This is a genomic window from Dactylosporangium sp. McL0621 (assembly GCF_049995355.1).
GTDB lineage: Bacteria > Actinomycetota > Actinomycetes > Mycobacteriales > Micromonosporaceae > Dactylosporangium.
In genome coordinates this window covers 5,409,502-5,436,120 of sequence record NZ_CP188259.1, presented here as the reverse complement: position 1 = coordinate 5,436,120, position 26,619 = coordinate 5,409,502, and the positions used below count along the sequence as shown (strand labels likewise).

Here is a 26,619-nt window from a genome sequence, read left to right as displayed (position 1 = left end):
CCTCGCTACCGGCGGCCGCCGGCCCGCCCACTCACCGCTCGCTGACGGCCGCGCCCGACCGGCCCACTGCCGGCGTCCGCTCACCGGCTCGCTAACGGCGGCGGGCGGCCAACTCCTCGGCGAGCCGGCGGCCGGCGAAGCGGGGCCCCTCATCGCCCCGGATCAACGTGAAGTGAGTGCCGGGCGCCTCAACCACCTCGGCCGTCTCCGGCACGGTGGCCAACCACTGCTGCAGCGTGCCCCGGTACAGCTCCGCCTCATCCTCCCGCGGCATGAACAACACCACCCGGCCGTCATGCCGAACCTGCCGACGCAACAGCCCGATCCGGTACCGCACTCCAGCCATCCCATTGAGCACCAGCACCCGCCCGGCACGCAGCTGCGCCGGGTCCCCGGCCCGAACCGCCGCGGCACCGTCCTCCTCGAGGTTCCAAACCCGCAGCATCATCCCCTCGGCCCACGACCGGAGCGGCCGCCCTTCCGCAATCGCCGCATCAAGCTCACGCACGAGCCGAGTGAGATTCTTACGCTCCTCACGCATCTCCCGCCGACGACGCAACGGCAGGTACGGCGGCCCAACGAGAAACACCTCGGCATTACCCTCACATTGCCGAGCCATCTCGAGTGCGACATAGCCACCCATGGACCACCCGGCGAAGAGGTACGGCCCGTCCGGCTGAATCCGCCGCACCTCCTCCAGGTACGCCGCCGCCATCTCCTCGACCGTGACCAGCGGCTCCTCACCCTCGGCAAACCCGAGCGACTGCAGCCCGATAACACGCTGCCCGTCATCGAGGTGCCCGGCCAGCGCCGTGTAGTCGGTAATGCCACCGGTCCCGGAGTGAACAATGAACAGCGGCGGCCCATCGCCACCCCGCCGGATCTCGACCGCACAGCGGGGCCGCCACACTTCGCCGAGATCCCCAACGAGCGGCGCCAGCCCCGCAACGGTGGGCCGGTCAAAGAGGTCCCCGACACTGAGCTCCCGCCCAATCCCCCGGACGCGCGCCACAAGCTGCGTGGCGAGCAGCGAGTGCCCGCCGAGCTCAAAGAAGTTGTCATGCACCCCGACGCGCTCAACCCCGAGCACGTCGCGCCAAATCCCGGCGAGGAGCTCTTCGGCCGCATTACGCGGAGCAACGAACGCACGCTCAAGTTCGGGCCGACTCTGATCCGGCGCGGGGAGCGCACTGCGATCGAGCTTCCCATTGGCGGTGAGCGGAATGGCGGTGAGCTCAACAAAAACGGCCGGAATCATCTGCTCCGGCAGCCGCCCAGCGAGGAATGCCCGCAGAGAACCAACCGACGGCATCTCATCAGAGGGCACCAGATACCCGACGAGCCGCTGCCCGTCAGCAACCACAACCGCGGCCGTGACAGCCGGATGCGCGAGGAGCGCCGCCTGGACCTCACCGGGCTCGATCCGATACCCACGAACCTTCACCTGATCATCCGCACGGCCCAGGAACGCAATCAGCCCATCCGGGCGCCGCACGACGACATCCCCGGTCCGATACAGCCGCTGCCCACCCTCGGCCGCCACAAACCGTTCCGCAGTCTGTTCTGGCCGGCCCCGATACCCGCGGGCCAACCCCGCACCACCCACATAGAGCTCGCCGCGCACACCAACCGGCACGGGCCGCAGCGACCGGTCCAGCACATGCAGGCGGATGTTCGGCAGTGGCGCACCGATCGGCACGACCGTGCCGTGCAGCACCTCATCCGTGAGCCGCACGGTCGCCACACCAACCGTCGTCTCGGTCGGCCCGTAGTGGTTGGCGGCACGACCGACCAGCTCCCGAGCCACCTCGACGGGGGTGGCTTCACCGCCCAGGATCAACGCCCGGGCCGGCCGGACCCGCGACACACCCAGACCCAGCAGATGCGACGGGACGATCTTCACGTAGTCGATCGCATGCTCGGTCAGGTAGGCGTCGACCAGGTCCGGGTCGGTGACGATCGCCGGGTCGACGAAATGCAGACATCCGCCGGTCGTCAACGCCGTGAACAGCATCGTGTTGCCGAAGTCCGTCGTCGGCGGCTGCAACAGTGCATACGACCGGCCCGGCTCACCGATGCCCAACCGGGACGGCACACCCGTGACGTAATTGAGCAGGCCGCGGTGGGTTACCTGCACAGCCTTCGGGCGGCCGGTGGAACCGGATGTGAACATCACGTACGCGACCCGGTCCAGATGCGACACCACCGTGCCCAGGGCCGTGTCAGGCACGGTCTGCAACAGCGGGTCATCCAGCAGCACGGTCCGCAACCGGCCGACCGGCAGATCACCGATCGCGTCCGCCGAGCCGACCAGGACCGACACACCCGCCTCAGCCAGCATGAACGCCGAACGCTGCGCCGGCTGGGAACCATCCAACGTGACATACGCACCGCCCGCCGCCCACACGGCCAACACCGAGACGACGAAGTCGGCACCTGCGTCGGTCGCCAGACCGACCACCGACTCCGGGCCCACACCCACCGAACGCAACAGATGCGCCAGACGATTCGCCCGACTCACAATCTCCGCGAACGTCCACGACTCGCCACCAGCCACCACCGCGGTCGCATCCGACGCGTGCACCAACTCATGGACACCCGACACAGCCGGCAGATCGGCCGCCGTGTCGTTCCAGTCGGTCAGCTCAGCCGTGCCCAGCCCCACCTCAGACAGCCGCACAGTCGCATCCCGGGCCACCGCCGCCAGCAACTCCTGGAAATGCCCAATCAACCGGCGGATCGTCGACTCGTCGAACAACCTCGTCGCGTAATGGAACGCACCGACCAGACCATCACCCCGCTCGGACACGATCAGCCGCAGGTCAAACTTCGCGGTGACCTCGCGCAGCTCGCCGCCGACCGTGGCGTTGCCGTCGCCGTCATTGAAGTAGTTGAACAGGACCTGGAACAGCGGCGTCCGGGAGCGGTCCCGGTCCGTGACCAGCTCGTCCACCAGCCGCTCGAACGGCACATCCTGGTGCGCGAACGCCTCCAAGGCTGTGCGCCGCACACGGCTGAGCAACTCCGCGAACGTAGGATCGCCAGACAAGTCCGTGCGGAGTACCAGCGTGTTGATGAAGTACCCGATCAGACCCTCGATCTCGGCACGGTTCCTGTTCGCGATCGGCGTGCCGACCACGACGTCGTCCTGCCCGGAGTACCGGGCGAGCAACATCGCGTACAGGCTGAACAGCGTCATGAACATGGACGCCCCGCTGTCCCGGGAAACGGCCCGCAGCGCCGCCACGACGTCGTCCGGCATCGCGAACTCGATCACCGCACCGTCCGAGGACCGCACCGCCGGCCGCGGGTGGTCGGTCGGCAGGTCGAGCGTCGGCGCCCCGGCGAGCCGCCCGCGCCAGTAATCGAGATGCCCCTCGAGCACGTCCCCGGCGAGCCAGGCCCGCTGCCAGGCGGCAAAGTCCGCGTACTGCACCGGCAACGGCGCGAGATCCTCCCCCGCATACAACGCCTCAAGCTCCCGCCGCAACACCCCCTCAGACCACTCATCCCCAACAACGTGATGCATCGCCAACGCCAGCACATGCTCGTCGGACCCGATCCGCACCAACGTCGCCCGGAACAACGGCCCAACCGCAAGATCGAACGGCACCACCCCATCCGCGGCCAGCCAAGCCCGAGCCTCTTCCACCGAATCCACATCAACCACCGGCAACTCGAAAACCGCCGGCGGATCCACTACCTGATACGGCACACCATCAGCACCTGCGACCAACCGCGTACGCAACACCTCATGCCGCTCCACCAACCGCCCCAACGCCGACGCCAACCGCCCAACCGAAACACCCCCACCCAACCGAATCCGCAACGGCGTGTTGTACTCCACCGACCCCGCATCCAACTGCGCAAGGAACCACAACCGCTGCTGCGCAAACGACAACGGCAACGGCACATCCCGCCCAACCGGCACAATCGGTGGGGCCTGCACCCCGGGAGCCCCCGCCTCAATGACCGCCGCAAGCCGCGCCACGGTAGGCGCATCGAATACCGCCGCAACGGGTACCTCAACGGCCAGCACATTGCGGATCCGCGACACAACCTGCGTGGCGAGGAGCGAGTGCCCACCGAGCGCAAAGAAGTCGTCGTGCACCCCAACCCGCTCCACGCCGAGCAGCTCCCCCCATACCCCGGCGAGCAACTCCTCCGCCAAGGTCCGCGGCGCCACGAAGCCACCAACCTCGGCCCGCACCCCCGCCAACGCCCCCCGATCAACCTTCCCGTTCGGCGTCAACGGCAGCACATCCAGCGCCACAAACACCGCAGGAATCATGTACTCAGGCAGCCGCACCCCAAGGAACGCCCGCAACTCCTCAACCGGCGGCACAGCCGGCACCACAAACGCCACCAACCGATCCAGCTCATCGGCAACCACCACGGCAGCGTCGATCCCCGGATGCCGGGTCAGCGCAAACTCCACCTCACCCGGCTCAATCCGATACCCACGCACCTTCACCTGGACGTCAGCCCGCCCAAGGAACTCCAACGCATCCCCAACCCGACGCACCCGATCCCCGGTCCGATACCACCGCGACCCACCAGGCGCCGCCACAAACCGCTCCGCCGTCAACTCCGGCCGACCCACATAACCCCGAGTAACACCAACGCCACCGACGAACAGCTCACCCACCGCACCCAACGGCACAGGCCGCAGCACAGCATCCAACACCTGCACCTCAACCCCAGGCAACGGCCCACCAACCGGCGCCGGCCCCACCCCATCGCCGAACACCTCACAGAACGTCGAATCAACGGAAGCCTCCGTGACCCCATACGCCGTGAGCACCCGCACCCCGAGCACACGCTGCGCACGGGCCACCGACTCGAGCCGCCACACATCCGTGGTCACCACCACCAGACGCAGATCCGGCAACTCAAACCCGGTCCGCTCAACGTAGGAGACCAACTCATCCACATACCGCGGCGCCGACTCAAACGCCTCCACCCGCTCCGCAACCAACAGCGACGCCCACGACACCACATCCAACTGCGCCCCAGGCTCACCGAACACCAGGGCGCCGCCCGCAGCGAGCGACCGCACCACATCACCCGTGAACACATCAAAACTGGCACTGGCCAGGGTCAGCCACGACAGACCCTGCGTGAAGTGCGTCCCAGACCAGCCCCCGAGTACACCCAACAGCGCACTGTGCGGCACAACCGCGCCTTTTGGCACACCCGTCGACCCAGATGTGTAAATGACACAGGCCGCCTGTGCCGAATGCACAGCCACCGCCGTGAACGGATCCCCATACTCAACCGCAGAGACCACAACCGACACCCCGGCATCCGCAACCATGAACTCCAACCGCTCAACCGGATACGACGGATCCAGCGCCAGATACGCCGCGCCGGCCTTCCACACACCCACCATCGCCACAACCAAGTCCACACCCCGCGGCAACCGCAGACCCACCACCGATTCGGCACCCACACCCCGTGTGGCGAGCCAGCCCGCGAACCGCGCCGCCCGCGAGTCCAGCTCCGCGAACGTCAACGACGAACCACCAGCCCGCACCGCCACCGCCGCCGGCGTCGACACCGCGAACCCGGCCACCAGCTCGTGAACTCCGGCAACCGGCGGCCGGTCGAGCTCAGCGCCACGCCAGGACTCGACCACCGGCAGCATCGCCAGTTCGGACAGCCGCGCCCCAGGCACCAGCGCCGACAGCAACGACGTAAAGTGCCCGATCAACCGGCGGATCGTCGAAACGTCGAACAACTCGGTGCTGTACTGCACGCCGCCGACCAGCCCAGTAGGCGTCTCACCGACGATGACGGTGAGGTCGTACAGTGCCGGCGCCTCAGAAACGTCTTCGTTGACCACTCCAGGGCCGTCGATGCGCGCGTAGTTGAACAGCACCTGGAACAGCGGCGACCGGGAGCGGTCCCGGTCGGTGACCAGCTCGTCGACCAGCCGCTCGAACGGCACGTCCTGGTGCGCGTACCCGGAAAGCGTATCGGTGCGCACACGCTCAAGCAGCTGGCCGAACGTCGGGTCACCGGAAAGGTCCGTGCGGAGTACCAACGTATTGATGAAGAACCCGATCAGCCCCTCGATCTCGGCACGGTTCCGGTTCGCGATCGGCGTGCCGACGACGACGTCATCCTGACCGGCGTACCGCGACAACAAAACGTTGAACGCCGCGAACACGGTCATGAACATCGAAGCCCCGGCCTCACGGGACACGGCCCGCAGCCGATCGGCGACCTCGGCCGGCACCGCGAAGTCGATGACCGCCCCGGCGCTCGAGCGAACCGGCGGCCGCGGCCGATCGGTCGGCAGCTCCAGCACCTTCGCGCCCCCGAGACGCCCGCGCCAGTACGCCACCTGCCGCTCGAGCACCTCCCCGGTGAGCCACGTGCGTTGCCACACCGCAAAGTCCGCGTACTGCACGGCCAACGGCTCCAGCTCGACGCCGGCGTACAACGCATCGAGCTCCCGGCGCAGAATCCCGGCCGACCACTCGTCACCGACGATGTGATGCATCGCCAGCGCAAGCACATGCTCGTCCGGAGCGAGCCGCAGCAGCGTGGCCCGGAACAGCGGCCCGGCCGCCAGGTCGAACGGCACAACCGCATCGTCGGCAAGCCACTCCTCGACACCACCCGCGGACAGGTCCACCAGAGGCAGCTCAAAGTCCGCCGGCGCGTCCACCACCTGCATGGGCACCCCGTCGGGGCCGGCCACCAGCCGCGTCCGCAGTACCTCATGCCGCGCCACCAGCCCACCCAGCGCCGCCGCGACCGCCGCCGGATCGACCTCACCACGGAGCCGAATCCGAGTGGGCATGTTGTACTCGACCGAGCACGGCTCCAGCTGATCGAGGAACCACAGCCGCTGTTGTGCGAACGACAACGGCAGCCGCTGCTCCCGCGACACCGGCACAATCGCCGGCGCGCCCGGCCCCCGCACAGCTCCCTCAACAACCGCGCTCAACCCGGCGACGGTAGGCGAATCAAACACTGCGGCGACTGGTACCTCAACCCCGAACACACTCCGCACCCGCGACACGACCTGTGTAGCCAGCAGCGAATGCCCACCGAGCGCAAAGAAGTCATCGGACGCCCCGACCCGCTCAACGCCGAGCAACTCACCCCACACCCCGGCCAGCACCTCCTGCACTGGCCCGATCGGCGCCACATACACGCCCCCGACCGGCAACTGCACCCCGTCCAGCGCCTGCCGATCGACCTTCCCGTTCCGGTTCAACGGCAACGCCGCCAGCTCAACGAAGACCGACGGCACCATGTACTCCGGCACCCGGGCCCCCACAAACCCGCGCAACTCCTCCACGACCAGCGCCGCAGATCCGGCCGGCACGACATACGCCACCAGCCGCCCATCGTCGGCAATCACCACAACATCCCGAACCCCGTCGTGGCCCCGCAGCACGGCCTCAACCTCACCGGGCTCGACCCGGAACCCGCGCACCTTCACCTGGTCATCGGCACGGCCAACGAACTCGAGCACCCCATCAGCCCGCCACCGTGCAACATCCCCGGACCGATACAGCCGCGACCCGTTAGGCCCAGCAATGAACCGTTCCGCAGTCAACTCGGGACGCCCGACATACCCCCGTGCCAGACCAACACCACCGATGTACATCTCACCCGGCACACCAACCGGCACAGGACGCAACGCAGCATCCAGCACATGCACCTGCACATTACCCAGCGGCGCCCCAATCGGCGGCGCCACCTCGACACCGGCATCCACCAGCCCGGCAGTCGCCATCACGGTCGCCTCAGTCGGACCGTACGTGTTCACCAACCGCACCCGACCGGCCCACCGACCCGCCAACTGCCCGGTCAGCCGCTCCGCACCCAACACCCACGTCCCAACACCAGCCACCGCATCCGGGTCGAGCTGGGCCAGCAGGGACGGCACCACACTCGCCGACCGCACCCCCGCCCGTGCCAGCAACGCCGACGGCTCAGCCCGCTCCCCCTCCGTAGCCACCACCAGCGTCCCACCCGCGGACAGCACCGCGGCCAGGTCGAACACCGCGGCGTCGAACGAGAACGACGCGAACTGCAACACCACACCGTCCGCACCCAGCACCGGACCCAGCTGCGACACCAGGTTTACGACACCGGCATGCTGCACCAGCACACCCTTCGGCACACCCGTCGACCCAGACGTGTAGATGACATACGCCGCCTGCCCACCCCGCACGGCCGGCAGCACACCCTCATACCGGGGTATGACCAACCCAGGTTCGAGGACCAGAGCCGCGCCAGCATCGGCCACCATGAACGCCAGCCGCTCCGCCGGATACGACGGATCCAGCGGCAGATACGCCGCACCGGCCCGCCACACCCCCAGCACCGCCACCACAAACTCGACACCCCGATCAAACCGAAGCCCGATGACAGATTCCGGGCCGACACCTGAACCCAGCAGATAGCCGGCCACATCCGCCGACCGCTGCCACAACTCGCCATACGTCAACGCTGTGTCACCGGCACGGACCGCCACCGCAGCCGGATCCCGGGACGCGATCAAATCCAGCACAGTCTCGACCGGGGGCAGCACAGTCACCGTGTCATTCCACCGTGCCAACGCCGCCGTCTCGACCGCGGTCAGCAACGGCACCTCGGACAGGTGACGACCCGGATCCGCCGCCACGGCCGCCAACACCTGCTGGAAATGCCCAACCAACCGCACCATCCGCGCCTCATCGAACAACGCCGTGCTGAACTGGACCGATCCCGTCAGCCCGGTGGGGAACTCGAACACCGTCATCGAGAGGTCGAACTTGACCGGCATGGACACCGCAGCACTCCGGGCAGCGGGTTGCCGCCCCTCACCGTTCGCATAGTTGAAGAGCACCTGGAACAGCGGGGTCCGGGAGCGATCCCGGTCCACCCCGAGCGCATCCACCAAATGCTCGAACGGCACATCCTGATGCGCGTAAGCGTCCAACGTCCCAGCCCGGACCCGGCCCACCAGCTCAGCGAACGTCGGATCACCGGACAGGTCCGTGCGCAGCACCAACGTGTTGACGAAGAACCCGATCAGACCCTCGATCTCGGCACGGTTCCGGTTCGCGATCGGCGTGCCAACGACGACATCATCCTGACCGGCGTACCGCGACAGCAGCACATTGAACGCCGCGAACACCGTCATGAACATCGACGCCCCCGCGTCACGCGCCATCGCACGCAGACCTGACGCCACCCCAGCCGGCACCGCGAACTCCATCACCGCACCGGTACTCGACCGCAACGCCGGACGTTGACGATCCGCCGGCAGCTCCAGCACCGGCGCACCATCCAACCGGTCACGCCAGAACCCCAGCTGCCGCGCGAGCACCTCCCCGGTGAGCCACCGCCGCTGCCACACCGCAAAGTCCGCATACTGCACGGGCAACGGCTCCAGGACGGCACCCTCGTACAAGGCGTCGAGCTCGCGCCGGAGAATCCCCGCCGACCACTCATCGCCCACAACGTGGTGCATGGCCAGCGACAACACCTGCGTGTCCGGCCCGACCCGCACGAGCGTCGCCCGGAACAGCGGCCCAGCGCTCAGATCGAACGGCGCCGCACCATCGGCGTCCAACCACGCCCGTGCCGCCCCGTCCGGGTCCTCAGCACCGGACACGTCAACGACGGCGAGCTCCACCGGCGCCGCCGGCTCGATGATCTGGTACGGCACGCCATCAGCATCGGCAACGAGCCGCGTCCGCAGCACCTCATGCCGCGCGACCAGGGCCGTGAGCGCCGCCGCCAGCCCCTCGGCCGAGACATCCCCACCGAACCGAATCCGAGACGGCAGGTTGTACTCCACCGACCCGGGATCCAACTGTGCGAGGAACCAGAGCCGCTGCTGTGCGAACGACAGCGGCAACGCACGGTCCCGCCCAACCGGCACAATCGCCGCCGTGCCAATCCCAGGCCCCGCCGTGTCAACAACAACCGCCAGGCCGGCCACCGTCGGCGCATCGAACAACGCCGCAACCGGTACCTCAACCCCCAGCACAACGCGGATCCGCGAAACAACCCGCGTCGCCAGCAACGAATGCCCACCAAGCGCAAAGAAGTCGTCGAACACTCCAACCCGCTCAACACCCAGCACTGCAGTCCAGACGCCGGCAACCGCCTCCTCAACCACCGTCCGCGGCGCCACATACTCCCCGGTCAACGCAGGCGCGTCCGGCGCCGGGAGCGCTTTCCGGTCGACCTTCCCGTTCGCGTTCAACGGCAGCGAGGTCATCTCCACAAACACGGCCGGCACCATGTAGTCCGGCAGCCGCTCCCGCAACCCATCAACCGAGCACTCGCCCACCACATACGCGACCAGCCGCGAGCCGTCGGCCACCACCACGGCCGCCGACACACCCGCCTGGTCACGGATCGCGGCCTCGACCTCGCCGAGCTCGATCCGGAACCCGCGCACCTTCACCTGGAAATCCGCACGGCCCAGGAACTCCGGCCGACCATCAGACCGCCACCGTGCCAGATCGCCGGTCCGATAGAGCCGTGTGCCGTCCCGGTCCGCGACGAACCGCTCAGCCGTCAGCTCCGGACGACCCAGATACCCGCGGGCCACACCAGCACCACCGATGTACAACTCACCAACCACACCAGCCGGAACCTCACGCAACGACGCGTCCAGCACATACCAACGCGTCCCAGCGATCGGTACACCCAACGTGACCGGCGCGCCGGCCGTGACCTGATCGACCGCGGACCATACGGTCGTCTCGGTCGGGCCGTACATGTTCCACACCGTCCCGGCCCGCTGCACCAACGCCGCCGCCAACGACCCAGGCAGCGCCTCACCACCACACAACACCCGCAACCCCGGGGAACCCGCCCAGCCGTCCTCGACCAGCATCTGCCACGTCGCCGGGGTCGCCTGCAACACCGACACACCATGCTCGCCGATCAACTCGGCCAGCCTGTGCGGTGCACGGACCTCGTCCCGGTCCGCCACTACCACCCGTGCACCCCGGATCAGGGGCAGCCACAGCTCCAAACCGGCGATATCGAACCCGAACGTCGTCACCGCCAGCAGCACGTCATCCGCAGAGAGGCCGGGACGCACAGCCATCGCGCCCAGGAATGACGCCAGGTTGCCGTGCGAAACCGTGACACCCTTCGGCCGACCCGTCGACCCCGAGGTGTACATGACGTAGGCGGCCTGCGCCGGCGACACAGGCACCGGCGGCGCGTCCAACAGTTCGACCTCACCCAGCGGACTGTCCAACACGACCTGGGCGCCACTGTCGGCCAGAATGTACGAGAGACGTTCCGACGGCAGTTCCGGGTCCAACGGCAGATACGCACCACCGGCCTGCCACACCGCCAACGCCGCCACCGCAAAGTCCGGACCCCGGTCCAACCGCAGACCGACAACCGACTCGGTACCCACACCCTGGGCCGTCAACCGTGCCGACAAACCCGCCGCACGGCGCCACAACTCCCGATAGCTCAGCGACTGCACGGCCACCGCATCCGGTGTCGCCACCGCACGGGCCGCGACCAACTCGTGCACAGCACCGGACCAGGGCACAACCGGGCCACCAGAAGACCAGGTCGCCAGATCGGCCGCCTCCGCCACACTGAGCAACGGCACCTGCGACAGACGACGACCCGCATCCGCCGCCACCGCAGCCAAGACCTGCTGGAAGTGGCCGATCAACCGCACAATCCGGGCATCGTCGAACAATGCCGTGCTGTACTGCACCGCACCAACCAGCCCGGACCCGGACTCAACCAGCGAGACGGTCAGGTCGAAACGGACCGGCATCGGCGAAGGCCCGGTCACCCCGTCCAGCACGTCCTCGGCCCCGCGGTCCTGCGGATCGCCAGCGGAGTAGTTGAACAGCACCTGGAACAGCGGGGTCCGGGAGCGGTCCCGGTCGACGTCGAGCTCGTCGACCAGCCGCTCGAACGGCAGGTCCTGGTGCGCGTACGCACCCAGACTCTCCGCCCGCACGCGGCCGAGCAGTTCGGTGAAGGTGGGGTCACCGGACAAGTCCGTGCGCAGTACCAGTGTGTTGAGGAAATACCCGATGAGCCCCTCGATCTCGGACCGGTTCCGGTTGGCGACGGGCGTGCCGACCACGATGTCGTCCTGGCCCGTGTACCGACCGAACAGCGCCGCGGCGGCCGCGAGCGTCGTCATGAACATCGATCCACCGGCGACACGCGACACGGCGCGCAGCCCCTCGACGACCTCGGCCGGCACCGGGAACCGCACGATCGCCCCGGCGGCCGAGCGCTGCACCGGTCGCGGCCGATCGGTCGGCAGCTCCAGCGTAGGCGCGCCGGCGAGCCGCTCCCGCCAGTAGTCCAGCTGCGCGTCGAGCGCGTCCCCGGCGAGCCAGGCCCGCTGCCAGGCGGCAAAGTCCGCGTACTGCACCGGCAACGGCGCAAGCTCCTCCCCCGCATACAACGCCTCAAGCTCCCGCCGCAACACCCCCTCAGACCACTCATCCCCAACAACGTGATGCATCGCCAACGCCAGCACATGCTCGTCGGACCCGACCCGCACCAATGTCGCCCGGAACAACGGCCCGACGGCGAGGTCGAACGGCACGGCAGCGTCCGCGGCGAACCAAGCCCGAGCCTCCTCCACCAAACCAACCTCAACCACGGGCAGCTCAAACACCCCCGGCGGATCCACTACCTGATACGGCACACCATCCACACCGGCCACCAACCGCGTACGCAACACCTCATGCCGCTCCACCAACCGCCCCAACGCCGACGCCAACCGCCCAACCGAAACACCCCCACCCAACCGAATCCGCAACGGCGTGTTGTACTCCACCGACCCCGAATCCAACTGCGCAAGGAACCACAACCGCTGCTGCGCAAACGACAACGGCAACGGCACATCCCGCCCAACCGGCACAATCGGCGGCGCCTGTACGCCAGGCGCGGCGCCATCGACCACAGCCGCAAGCCGCGCGACAGTTGGCGCATCGAACACGGCCGCCACCGGGATCTCCACCCCGAACACGTCCCGTACCCGCGAGACCACCTGCGTCGCCAGCAGCGAATGCCCGCCCAGTGCGAAGAAGTCGTCGAACACGCCGACCCGCTCGGCCCCGAGCAACCCACCCCAGACGCCCGCCAGCAGTTCTTCGACCACTGTCCGCGGGGCCTCGAACCCGCCAACCTCAGCCCGCACCCCCGCCAGGGCATCACGGTCGACCTTCCCGTTGGGCGTCAACGGCAGGACGTCCAGAGCCACAAACACCGCGGGAATCATGTACTCGGGCAGCCGCGACCCCAGGAACGCCCGCAACTCATCGACCGGCGGCACCGACGGCAACACATACGCCACGAGCCGGTCGAATTCATCGGCAACGACAACGGCAGTGTCGATCCCCGGATGCCGGGTCAGCGCAAACTCCACCTCACCGGGCTCAATCCGGTACCCCCGCACCTTCACCTGGACGTCAGCCCGCCCAAGGAACTCCAACGCATCCCCAACACGACGCACCCGATCCCCAGTCCGATACCACCGCGACCCACCCTCCGCCGCCACAAACCGCTCCGCCGTCAACTCCGGCCGACCCACATAACCCCGAGTAACACCAACGCCACCGACGAACAGCTCACCCACCGCACCCAACGGCACAGGCCGCAGCACAGCATCCAACACCTGCACCTCAACCCCAGGCAACGGCCCACCAACCGGCGCCGGCCCCACCCCATCGCCGAACACCTCACAGAACGTCGAATCAACGGAAGCCTCCGTGACCCCATACGCCGTCAGCACCCGCACCCCTAGCACCCGCCGCGCACGGGCCACCGACTCCAACCGCCACACATCAGTCGTCACCACGACCAGACGCAGATCCGGCAGTTCGAACCCGGTCCGCTCAACGTAGGAGACCAGCTCGTCAACGTACCGCGGCGCAGACTCGAACGCCTCCACCCGCTCCGCAACCAGCAGCGACGCCCACGACACGACATCCAACTGCGCACCCGGCGAACCGAGCACCAACGTGCCCCCAGCGGCGAGCGCACGGACCACATCACCCGTGAACACATCAAAACTGGCACTGGCCAACGTCAACCACGACAGGCCCTCGCTGAAGTGCGTCGCGGACCAGCCGCCGAGCACACCCAACAGCGCACTGTGCGGCACAACCGCGCCTTTTGGCACACCCGTCGACCCAGATGTGTAAATGACACAGGCCGCCTGTGCCGAATGCACAGCCACCGCCGTGAACGGATCCCCATACTCGACCTCAGAAACCACAACCGACACACCGGCATCCGCAACCATGAACTCCAACCGCTCAACCGGATACGACGGATCCAGCGCCAGATACGCAGCACCGGCCTTCCACACACCCACCATCGCCACAACCAAGTCCACACCCCGCGGCAACCGCAGACCCACCACCGATTCGGCACCCACACCCCGCGCAGCAAGCCAGCCCGCGAACCGCGCCGCCCGCAAATCCAACTCCGCGAACGTCAACGACGAACCACCAGCCCGCACCGCCACCGAAGACGACGACGCCGGCAACAGCTCGTGCACACCTCCGACCGGCGGCAAGGAAAGCGCAGCACCACGCCACGGCTCAACCACAGGCAGCATCGAAAGCTCGGACAGCCGCGTCCCAGGCACCAACGCCGACAACAGCGACGTAAAGTGCCCGACCAACCGACGCACCGTCGACTCATCGAACAGCTCCGTGCTGTACTGCACCCCACCGACCAGCCCGGTAGGAGTCTCGCCGACCGTCATACTCAGGTCGTACAGCGCCGGCGCCTCCGACACCTCATCGCCGCCCGCGCCCGCGCCTCCGTCCAGCCGGGCGTAGTTGAACAGCACCTGGAACAACGGCGTCCGGGAGCGGTCCCGGGGCACGCCGAGCGCCTCGACCAGCGACTCGAACGGCACGTCCTGGTGTGCGTACCCGGAAAGCGTCTCGGTGCGCACACGCTCAAGCAGCTCGCCGAACGTCGGATCCCCGGACAGGTCCGTGCGCAACACCAGCGTGTTCACGAAGAACCCGATCAGACCTTCAACCTCAGCACGGTTCCGGTTCGCGATCGGCGTGCCAACGACGACATCATCCTGACCGGCGTACCGCGACAGCAGCACATTGAACGCCGCAAACACCGTCATGAACATCGACGCCCCAGCGTCACGCGCTACCGCACGCAGACCCGACGCCACCTCAGCCGGGATCACAAACCGAAGCGCCGCACCAGCACTGGACCGCTGCGGAGGCCGCGGCCGATCGGTCGGCAGCTCCAGCACCTTCGCGCCATCGAGACGCCCGCGCCAGTACGCCACCTGCCGGTCCAGCACATCCCCGGTCAACCAACGCCGCTGCCACACCGCAAAGTCCGCGTACTGCACCGGCAACGGCGCCAACTCGACACCCGCGTACAACGCATCGAGCTCCCGCCGCAGAATCCCGGCCGACCACTCGTCACCGACGACGTGATGCATGGCCAGCGCGAGCACGTGGCGCTCATCCCCGAGCCGCAACAGCGTGGCCCGCAACAGCGGCCCGGCGGCGAGGTCGAACGGGCGCCGCCGGTCGCGCACAACCCACGCCCGTGCGGCCGCAGCCGGATCGTCCGCGGCGGAAAGGTCGACAACCGGGAGGTCGAACGGCCCGGCGGGGTCCACGACCTGGAACGCGTTTCCGTCCCGCCCGGTGACGAGCCGTGTCCGCAGTACCTCGTGCCGCGCCACGAGCCGCCCGAGCGCGTCGGCGACAGCGGCCGGAGACACCTCGCCGGCCAGCCGGATGCTGACCGGCATGACGTAATCCACCGAGCCCGGCTCGAGCCGGTCGAGGAACCAGAGACGCTGCTGTGCGTACGACAGCGGTAGTACGCCGTCCCGCCCGGCCGGGACGATCGGCGGCGCCGACACACCGGGCGCCGCCGCCTCGACCACAGCGCTCAGACCGGCCACGGTCGGTGCGTCAAAGACAGCCGCCACTGGTACCTCGACCGCGAACACCGTGCGAATCCGTGACACGACACGGGTGGCCAGCAGCGAATGACCGCCGAGAGCGAAGAAGTCGTCGCGCGCGCCGACCTCCGCGACGCCGAGCAGCTCGCCCCAGATCCCGGCGAGCAGCTCCTGCACCGGCCCCTCCGGCGCCACATGCTCGGTGCCGAGCCGCAGCTGCCGCCCGTCGGGCGCGGGCAGGGCAGCACGGTCGACCTTGCCGTTGCGGTTCAACGGCAGCGACGTCAGCTCCACGAACACTGACGGCACCATGTACTCCGGCAGCCGCCCCGACGCCCACGCCCGCAGCTGCTCCACGCCCGGCGACTCGCCTCCCGCCGGTACCACATAAGCAACCAGACGACCGTCGCCGGCCACCACCACGACGTCCCCGACGCCGTCGTGTGCGCGCAGCACGGCCTCAACCTCGCCCGGTTCGACCCGGAACCCGCGGACCTTCACCTGTGCGTCCGCACGGCCGACGAACTCGAGCACACCGTCGGCACGCCACCGTGCAACGTCGCCGGAACGGTACAGCCGCGACCCGTCCGTGGCCAGCGGGTCGGCGACGAAGCGCTCCGCGGTCAGCTCGGGTCGTCCGGCGTACCCGCGGGCGAGCCCGACGCCGCCGATGAAGACCTCGCCCGGCACGCCGACCGGCACGGCGTTGAGGTACCGATCCAGGACCTGCACGCGCACATTGCCCAGGGGTGTGCCGATCGGCGGCGCCGCCGGGTCGCCGGCTTCGACGCGCCCGGCCGTGGCCATCACCGTGGCCTCGGTCGGGCCGTAGGTGTTGACCAGTCCGACCCTGTGCGCCCACCGTGCGGCGAGCTGTGCGCTGAGCCGTTCGGCACCGAGCACCCACGTCCCGATCCCGGCGACGTCGTCGGGGTCGAGCTGGGAAAGCAGCGATGGTACGACACTCGCCGATTGCACGCCCGTGCGCCGCACGAGCGCGGCCAATGCACGGGGTTCGGCCCGTTCGGCGGCCGTGGCGATGACGAGGGTGCCGCCCGAGGACAGCACCGACGCGAGGTCGAACACGGCCGCGTCGAACGAGAACGACGCGAACTGCAGCACGACACCGTCCGCACGCAGCACCGGGCCGAGCTGCGTCACAAGGTTGACGACGCCGCCGTGCGCGACCACCACGCCCTTCGGCACGCCCGTCGACCCGGAGGTGTAGATGACGTACGCCGCCTGGCGTCCCCGCACGGCCGGCAGCTCGCCGTCGTAGCGTGGCAGGTCGAGGCCTTCGAGCCAGGTCACGGCCATGCCGACGTCGGCGGCGACCGCGTGCTGCCCGAGCACCATCGACACCCCGCCGTCGGCGGCCATGAACGCGAGCCGGTCGGCCGGGTACGCCGGGTCGAGCGGGAGGTACGCCGCGCCCGCACGCCACACGCCGAGCACCGCGACAACGAAGTCGGCGCCGCGGTCGAGGCACAGCCCGACCACCGATTCCGCGCCCACGCCGGCGCCGAGCAGGTAGCCGGCCAGGTCCGCCGACCGTTGCCACAGCTCCCCGTACGTGAGGACGTCGTCGCCGGAACGGACCGCCACCGCGCCCGGATCGGCCTGCACACGCGCCGCGATGAGCTCGGCGACGGTCTCCACCGCGGGCAGGTCGGCCGCGGTCTCGCTCCACCCTGCCAGCTCCTGCCGTTCCAGCTCGGTCAGCACCGGTACGTCCGAGAGCCGCCGCCCCGCATCCGCCGACACGGAGGCCAGGAGCTGCTGGAAGTGCCCGATCAGCCGAACCATCCGGGCCTCGTCGAACAGCACGGTGCTGTACTGCACCTCGCCGACCAGCCCGGCACCTGCCTCAACCACCGCAACGGACAGGTCGAACTTCACGGGCATCGGCACGGACCCCGTGCGCAGCACGGGGTCGGCACTGTCACCGCCGGCGGCGTAGTTGAACAACACCTGGAACAACGGCGTCCGGGAGCGGTCCCGGTCGACGCCGAGCGCATCCACCAGGTGCTCGAACGGCACATCCTGGTGCGCGTACGCGTCTAGCGTCCCAGCCCGGACCCGGCCTACCAACTCGGCGAACGTCGGGTCCCCGGACAGGTCCGTGCGCAACACCAGCGTGTTCACGAAGAACCCGATCAGCCCCTCGATCTCGGCACGGTTCCGGTTCGCGATCGGCGTGCCGACGACGACGTCATCCTGACCGGCGTACCGCGACAGCAGCACATTGAACGCCGCAAACACGGTCATGAACATGGACGCCCCGGCGTCACGGGCCACCGTGCGCAGACCATCGGCGACTGCGGCGGGCACGGCGAACCGCAGTACAGCACCCGCACTAGAACGCCGCGCCGGCCGCGGCCGGTCCGCCGGCAACTCCAGCACCGGCACACCATCCAGCCGATCCCGCCAGTACCCCACCTGCCGGTCCAGCACCTCGCCCGTCAACCAACGCCGCTGCCACACCGCAAAGTCCGCGTACTGCACCGGCAACGGCGCCAACTCAACACCCGCATACAGCGCATCGAGCTCCCGCCGCAGGATGTCAGCCGACCACTCGTCGCTGACCACGTGGTGCTTGGCGATCGCCAGGATGTGCCTGTCGTCGCTGAGCCGCAGGAGCGTCGCCCGGAACAACGGCCCAGCCGCGAGGTCGAACGGCGCCCGCCGGTCGTCGGCGAGCCACGCCCGGGCGGCGCCGGCCGGATCGTCCGCACCCGAAAGATCCACCACCGGCAGCGCGAACGGCCCCGCCGGGTCGATCACCTGGTGTGGCGTTTCGTCGGTACCGGCGACAAGCCGGGTGCGCAACACCTCGTGCCGCCCCACAAGCCGCCCCAGCGCGCCCGTCAACGCCTCGACGTCGAGCGCGCCACCGAGGTGGATGGCGATCGGAGTGTTGTACTCAATCGAGTCCGGCTCGAGCTGCGCCAGGAACCACAGCCGCTGCTGCGCAAACGACAACGGCAACGGCTTGTCCCGGCCGACAGGCACAATGGGCGCCGCACCGACACTGGGCGAAGCCCCCTCAACCGCGATCGCCAGCCCGGCGATCGTCGGTTCGTCGAACAATGCGGCAACGGGCAGCTCCGCGTCGAACACCGCCCTGATCCGCGACACCACCTGGGTCGCGAGCAGCGAGTGCCCGCCGAGCTCGAAGAAGTTGTCGTGCACCCCGACGCGGTCGACCCCGAGCACCTCGCCCCAGATCGCCGCGAGCTGTTCCTCAACGGGCGTACGCGGTGCCACAAACCCACCGCCGAGCTCGGGCCGACTCTGATCCGGCGCGGGGAGCGCCGCCCGGTCGAGCTTCCCGTTCGCGGTGAGCGGGATGGCGGTGAGCTCGACGAACACGGCCGGAATCATGTGCTCCGGCAGCCGGCCGGCCAGGAATGCCCGCAGAGAACCAACCGACGGCATCTCATCAGAGGGCACCAGATACCCGACCAGCCGCTGCCCATCAGCAACCACAACCGCGGCCGTGACAGCCGGATGCGCGAGGAGCGCCGCCTGGACCTCGCCCGGTTCGATCCGATACCCACGAACCTTCACCTGATCATCCGCACGGCCCAGGAACGCAATCAACCCGTCCGGACGACGCACCACCACGTCCCCGGTCCGATACAGCCGCAACCCGCCGGATGCGGCCACGAACCGTTCCGCGGTCAGTTCCGGCCGGCCCCGATATCCCCGGGCCAACCCTGCACCACCCACATACAACTCACCCCGCACACCAACCGGCACCGGCCGCAATGACCGGTCCAACACGTGCAGGCGGATGTTCGGCAGTGGCGCACCGATCGGCACGACCGTGCCGTGCAGCACATCATCCGTGAGCCGCACGGTCGCCACACCAACCGTCGTCTCGGTCGGCCCGTAGTGGTTCGCCGCACGACCGGCCAGCTCCCGAGCCACCTCAACCGGCGTGGCCTCACCGCCCAGGATCAACGCCCGAGCCGGCCGGACCCGCGACACACCCAGACCCAGCAGATGCGACGGCACAATCTTCACGTAATCGATCGCATGCTCAGTCAGATAGGCATCGACCAGATCCGGATCGGTGACGATCGCCGGGTCCACGAAATGCAGACACCCACCCGTCGTCAACGCCGTGAACAGCATCGTGTTACCGAAGTCCGTCGTCGGCGGCTGCAACAACGCATACGACCGGCCCGGCTCACCGATCCCCAACCGGGACGGCACACCCGTCACATAGTTCAACAATCCCCGGTGCGTCACCTGCACAGCCTTCGGCCGGCCCGTCGAACCGGATGTGAACATCACGTACGCGACACGGTCCAGATGCGACACCACCGTGCCCAGCACGGTATCCGGCACGGTCTGCAACAGCGGATCATCCAACAGCACGGTCCGCAACCGGCCCACCGGCAGATCACCGATCGCATCCGCCGAACCCACCAGCACCGACACACCCGCCTCAGCCAACATGAACGCCGAACGCTGCGCCGGCTGAGAACCATCCAGAGTCACATAGGCACCGCCCGCCGCCCACACCGCCAGGACCGACACCACGAAGTCGGCACCCGAATCAGTCGCCAGACCCACCACCGACTCCGGACCCACACCCACCGACCGCAACAGATGGCCGAGACGATTCGCCCGGCTCACGATCTCCGCGAACGTCCACGACTCGCCACCAGCCACCACCGCCGTCGCATCCGACGGCCGGACCAGCTCATGGATGCCCGACACAGGTGGTAGATCAACCGCCGTGTCGTTCCAGTCACGGCGCTCCGCCGTCCCCAGATCCACCTCGGACAGCCGGACATCCACGTCCCGTATCACGGCCGACAGGAGCTGCTGAAGGTGGTCGATCATCCTTCTGATCGTCGACTCGTCGAACAACCTGGTCGCGTAATGGAACGCACCGACCAGACCGTCGCCGCGCTCGGACACGATCAGACGCAGGTCGAACTTGGCCGTCATCTCGCGTTGGCGGCCGCTGACCGTGCCGTCGCCGTCACCATCGTTGAAGTAGTTGAACAGCACCTGGACGAGCGGGGACCTGGAGCGGTCCCGGTCCGTGACCAGCTCGTCCACCAGCCGTTCGAACGGCACGTCCTGATGCGCGAACGCCTCCAGCGCCGTGTTGCGCACACGGGTCAGCAACTCCGCGAACGTAGGATCGTCGGACAGATCCGTGCGCAGCACCAGCGTGTTCACGAAATAGCCGATCAGGCCCTCGACCTCGGCCCGGTTCCGGTTCGCGATCGGCGTGCCCACCACGACGTCGTCCTGGCCGCAGTACCGGGCGAGCAACGTGACGTACACACTGAACAGGCTCATGAACATGGACACACCCGACTCACGCGACTGTGCGCGCAGCGCCTCGGTGACGTCGTCGGGAATCGCAAACTCGATCAAGGCGCCGTCCGACGTGCGCACCGGCGGGCGCGGGCGGTCCGTCGGCAAATCCAGGACCGGCGCGCCCGACAGCCGGGACCGCCAGTAGTCCAGCTGCGAGTCCAGCACCGCGCCCGTGAGCCAGGTGCGCTGCCAGGCGGCGAAGTCGGCGTACTGGATCGGCAGCGGCGCCAGCTCTTCACCGGCGTACAACGCCTGGAGCTCCCGGCGCAGCACGCGCTCAGACCACTCATCCCCCACGACGTGATGCATCGCGAGCGCCAGCACATGCTCGTCGGTTCCGACCCGCAGCAGCGTCGCCCGCAGCAGCGGACCCGTCGCGAGGTCGAAGGGCACCGCGGCGTCGGCGGCGAGCCACGCGCGGGCCGCGACCGCCGGATCGGCCTCGCCGGCCACGTCGACCAGCGGCAGCTCGAACGGGGCCGGCGGGTCGATCACTTGAACCGGCACACCGTCCGCGCCGGCGACCAGCCGCGTGCGCAGTACCTCGTGCCGCGCCACGAGCCGCCCGAGGGCCGCGGCCAGGTCGTCGGCCGAAACCGCGCCCTCCAGCCGGATGCGGATCGGCGTGTTGTACTCGATCGAGCCCGGGTCGAGCTGCGCCAGGAACCACAGCCGCTGCTGCGCGAACGACAACGGCAGCGCCCGGCTCCGATCGGCCGGCACCATCGGCGGCGCCGAGGCACCGGGCGTCGCGGCCCCGACGACATCAGCCAGCCCCGCAACCGTGGGTGCGTCGAACAACGCGGCAACGGGTACCTCAACGTCGAACACCGCCCGGATCCGCGAAACCACCCGGGTCGCGAGCAAGGAGTGCCCGCCAAGCGCAAAGAAGTTGTCGTACGCGCCCACCCGCTCGACCCCGAGCAAGGCCGCCCAAATCCCGGCGAGCACCTCCTGGACGGGCCCGGACGGCGCAACGTACGCAACCCCGACCGGCAACTGCACCCCGTCGAGTGCGCCGCGGTCCACCTTCCCGTTCCGGTTGCGCGGCAGGGCCGCCAGTTCGACGAATACTCCCGGCACCATGTACTCCGGCAGCCGAGCCCCCACCCACACCCGCAGCTCTTCTACCACCAGCACCGCGTCGCCGGCCGGCACAACGTAGGCGATCAGGCGCCCGTCGTCGGCCACCACTACGGCGTCCGCGACACTCGACGAAGCCCGGAGCGTGGCCTCCACCTCGCCCGGCTCGACCCGGAACCCGCGGACCTTCACCTGATCATCGGCACGACCGACGAACTCCAGCACACCGTCGGCACGCCACCGTGCAACATCACCGGACCGGTACAACCGCGAACCGCCCGGCCCGGCGACAAACCGCTCCGCCGTCAACTCCGGACGACCCACATACCCCCGCGCCAGACCCACACCACCGATGAAAATCTCCCCCGGCACACCAACTGGGACAGCACGGAGACTGTTGTCCAACACGTGCACCTGCACATTGCCCAACGGCCCACCAATCGGCGGATCCCCCACCGCATCCCCGGCACAATCCATCGTGGTCGCCAGCACAGACACCTCAGTCGGCCCGTACGCGTTGAACACCCGCGCCCCCACCGACCACAACCGCGCCAACTCACCACTCACCCGCTCCGACCCGACAATCCACGACCCAACACCCGGCACCTCCGCCGGGTCGAGCTGGGACAACAACGACGGCACCACACTCGCCGCCGTAACACCCTCGGCCCGGATCAACGCCGCCAACGCCCGCGGCTCCGCACGCTCGGCCGCAGACGCCATCACCAACGTCCCACCCACGGTCAGCACACCAGCCAGATCAATGACCGCGGCGTCGAACGAGAACGACGCAAACTGCAACGCCACACGGCCCAGCTTCGGTGCGATCTGCACGGCCAGGTTCAACACACCGGTGTGCGGCACAACGACGCCCTTCGGCACACCCGTCGACCCAGACGTGTAAATGACATACGCCGCCTGCCCACCCCGCACAGCCGGGAGCACGGCGTCATACCTGGGCACGACCACCCCAGGTTCCAGCACCACCGCCGCACCCGCATCCGCCACCATGAACGACAGCCGGTCCGCCGGGAACTCCGGATCCAGGGGCAGATACGCCGCACCCGCCCGCCACACACCCAGCACGGCCGCCACAAAGTCGGCGGTACGGTCCAGACGTAGACCAACCACCGAATCCGGGCCCACACCCGAGGCCAGGAGATACCCGGCCACATCAGCGGAACGCTGCCACAACTCGCCATAGGTCAGCTCGGTGTCACCGGCACGGACCGCCACCGCCCCCGGATCCTGGGACGCGATCAGATCCAGCACAGTCTCGGCACGGGGCAGCACGGTCGCCGTGTCATTCCACCGTGCCAAGTCCGCCACCTCCGGGGCGGTCAACATCGGCAGATCCGAAACGCGCCGGCCAGTATCGGCCGACACGGAGGCCAGGAGCTGCTGGAAGTGCCCGATCAGCCGAACCATCCGGGCCTCGTCGAACAGCACGGTGCTGTACTGCACCTCACCGACCAGCCCAGCACCTGCCTCAACCACCGCAACAGACAGGTCGAACTTCACCGGCATCGGCACGGACCCCGTGCGCAACCCCGGCTCGCCACCCTCACCAGCGGCGGCGTAGTTGAACAACACCTGGAACAACGGCGTCCGGGAGCGATCCCGGTCGACGCCGAGCGCATCCACCAGGTGCTCGAACGGCACATCCTGATGCGCATACGCGTCCAACGTCCCAGCCCGCACCCGGCCCACCAGCTCCGCGAACGTCGGGTCACCGGACAAGTCCGTGCGCAACACCAACGTGTTCACGAAGAACCCGATCAGCCCCTCGATCTCCGCACGGTTCCGGTTCGCGATCGGCGTGCCGACCACGACGTCATCCTGACCGGCGTACCGCGACAGCAGCACATTGAACGCCGCGAACACCGTCATGAACATCGACGCCCCAGCGTCACGCGCTACCGCACGCAGACCCGACGCCACCTGAGCCGGGATCACAAACCGAAGCGCCGCACCAGCACTGGACCGCTGCGGAGGCCGCGGCCGATCCGCCGGCAACTCCAGCACCGGCACACCATCCAGCCGATCCCGCCAGTACCCCACCTGCCGGTCCAGCACCTCGCCCGTCAACCAACGCCGCTGCCACACCGCAAAGTCCGCATACTGCACCGGCAACGGCGCCAACTCAACACCCGAATACAGCGCATCGAGCTCCCGCCGCAGGATGCCCGCCGACCAGGCATCTCCGACGACGTGGTGCATGGCCAGCGCCAGCACGTGCTCGTCCCCGCCGACCCGCACGAGCGTCGCCCGGAACAGCGGCCCAGCGCTCAGATCGAACGGCGCCGCACCGTCGGCGGCCAGCCAGGCCCGCGCCGCGCCCTCCGGATCGTCCGTGTCCGACAGGTCCACGACCGGCAGCACGAACGGCGCCGCCGGCTCGATCACCTGGTGCGGTACCCCATCGGCATCGGCGACCAGCCGGGTCCGCAGTACCTCATGCCGTGCGACAAGCGTGGTAAGCGCCGCCTCCAGAGCCTCGACGGAGACTTCTCCCCCGAGCCGAATCCGGGACGGGAGGTTGTACTCCACCGACCCGGGATCCAACTGTGCCAGGAACCACAGCCGCTGCTGCGCGAACGAAAGTGGCAAGGGTTCGTCCCGGCGCACGGGAACCATCGCCGCCGCGGCGATGCCCGGCCCGGCTGCGTCGATGGCAACCGCCAGCCCGGCAACGGTCGGCGCATCGAACAGCGCGGCAACAGGTACCTCGACGCCGAACACGCTCCGAATCCGTGACACGACACGGGTCGCCAGAAGCGAGTGCCCACCGAGCGCGAAGAAGTCGTCGTACGCCCCCACGCGCTCAACCCCGAGCACCGCACCCCAGACCTCGGCAACCGCCTCCTCCACGGGAGTGCGAGGCGCGACATAGTCCCCGGTAACCGCGGGCGCGTCCGGCGCCGGCAACGCCCTGCGGTCGACCTTCCCGTTCGCGTTCAGCGGCAGCGAAGTCATCTCCACAAAGACGGAGGGCACCATGTAGTCCGGCAGCCGCTCCCGCAACCCATCAACCGAGCACTGACCCACCACATACGCGACCAGCCGCGAGCCGTCGGCCACCACGACCGCCGCTGACACACCCGCCTGGTCACGCATCGCAGCTTCAACCTCGCCGAGCTCGATCCGGAACCCGCGCACCTTCACCTGGAAATCCGCACGGCCCAGGAACTCCGGCCGACCATCGGAGCGCCACCGCGCCAGATCCCCGGTCCGATAGAGCCGTGCACCGTCCCGGTCCGCGACAAACCGCTCAGCCGTCAGCTCCGGACGACCCAGATAGCCACGGGCCACACCAGCACCGCCGATGTACAACTCACCAACCACACCGGCCGGAACTTCACGCAGTGAGGCGTCCAACACATACCAACGCGTCCCCGCGATCGGCGAACCCAGCGTGACCGGGGCGCCGGCCGTGACCTCGTCGACCGCGGACCACACGGTGGTCTCGGTCGGGCCGTACATGTTCCACACCGTCCCGGCCCGCTGCACCAACGCAGCCGCCAAACCCAAGGGCAGCGCCTCACCACCACACAACACCCGCAACCGCGGCGAACCCGCCCAGCCGTCCTCGACCAGCATCTGCCACGTCGCTGGCGTCGCCTGCATCACCGACACACCATGCCGATCTATCAGCTCGGCCAAAGCATGCGGTGCACGGACCTCGTCCCGGTCCGCGACTACCACCCGTGCACCGCGGGTCAGGGGCAGCCAGATCTCCAAGCCAGCGATGTCGAACCCGAACGTCGTCACGGCCAGCAGCACGTCATCCGCAGAGAGGCCGGGACGGTCGGCCATCGCATCCAGGAACGACGCAAGGTTCCCGTGCGAAACCGTGACACCCTTCGGCCGGCCCGTCGACCCCGAGGTGTAGATCACGTACGCGGCCTGCGCCGGCGACACCGGACACGGAGCAGCATCCAGCAGTTCGACCTCACCCAGCGGACTGTCCAACACGACCTGGGCACCGCTATCAGCCAAGATGTAGGACAAGCGCTCAGCCGGCAGGTCCGGATCCAGCGGCAGATACGTACCACCGGCTTGCCACACCGCCAACGCCGCCACCGCAAAGTCCGGGCCGCGGTCCAACCGCAGACCGACAATCGACTCGGTACCCACGCCCTGGGCCGTCAACCGTGCGGCCAGACCAGCCGCACGGCGCCACAACTCCCGGTAGCTCAGCGACTGCACGGCCACCGCATCCGGTGTCGCCGCCGCACGGGCCGCGACAAGCTCATGCACCG

Annotated in this window: 1 protein-coding gene (only partly in view); it reads right to left on the bottom strand. The window is 68.7% G+C overall.

Translation table 11 applies throughout. The features are described 5' to 3' along the window. Positions 1-91: 91 nt before the first annotated feature. Positions 92-26,619, bottom strand: partial view of a non-ribosomal peptide synthase/polyketide synthase gene (locus ACPPVO_RS25905; protein WP_426513739.1) — the 3' portion only. 13,837 nt of this gene lie beyond the right edge of the window; the window shows 26,528 of its 40,365 coding nt (coding positions 13,838-40,365); its start codon lies off the right edge, out of view; its stop codon occupies positions 92-94.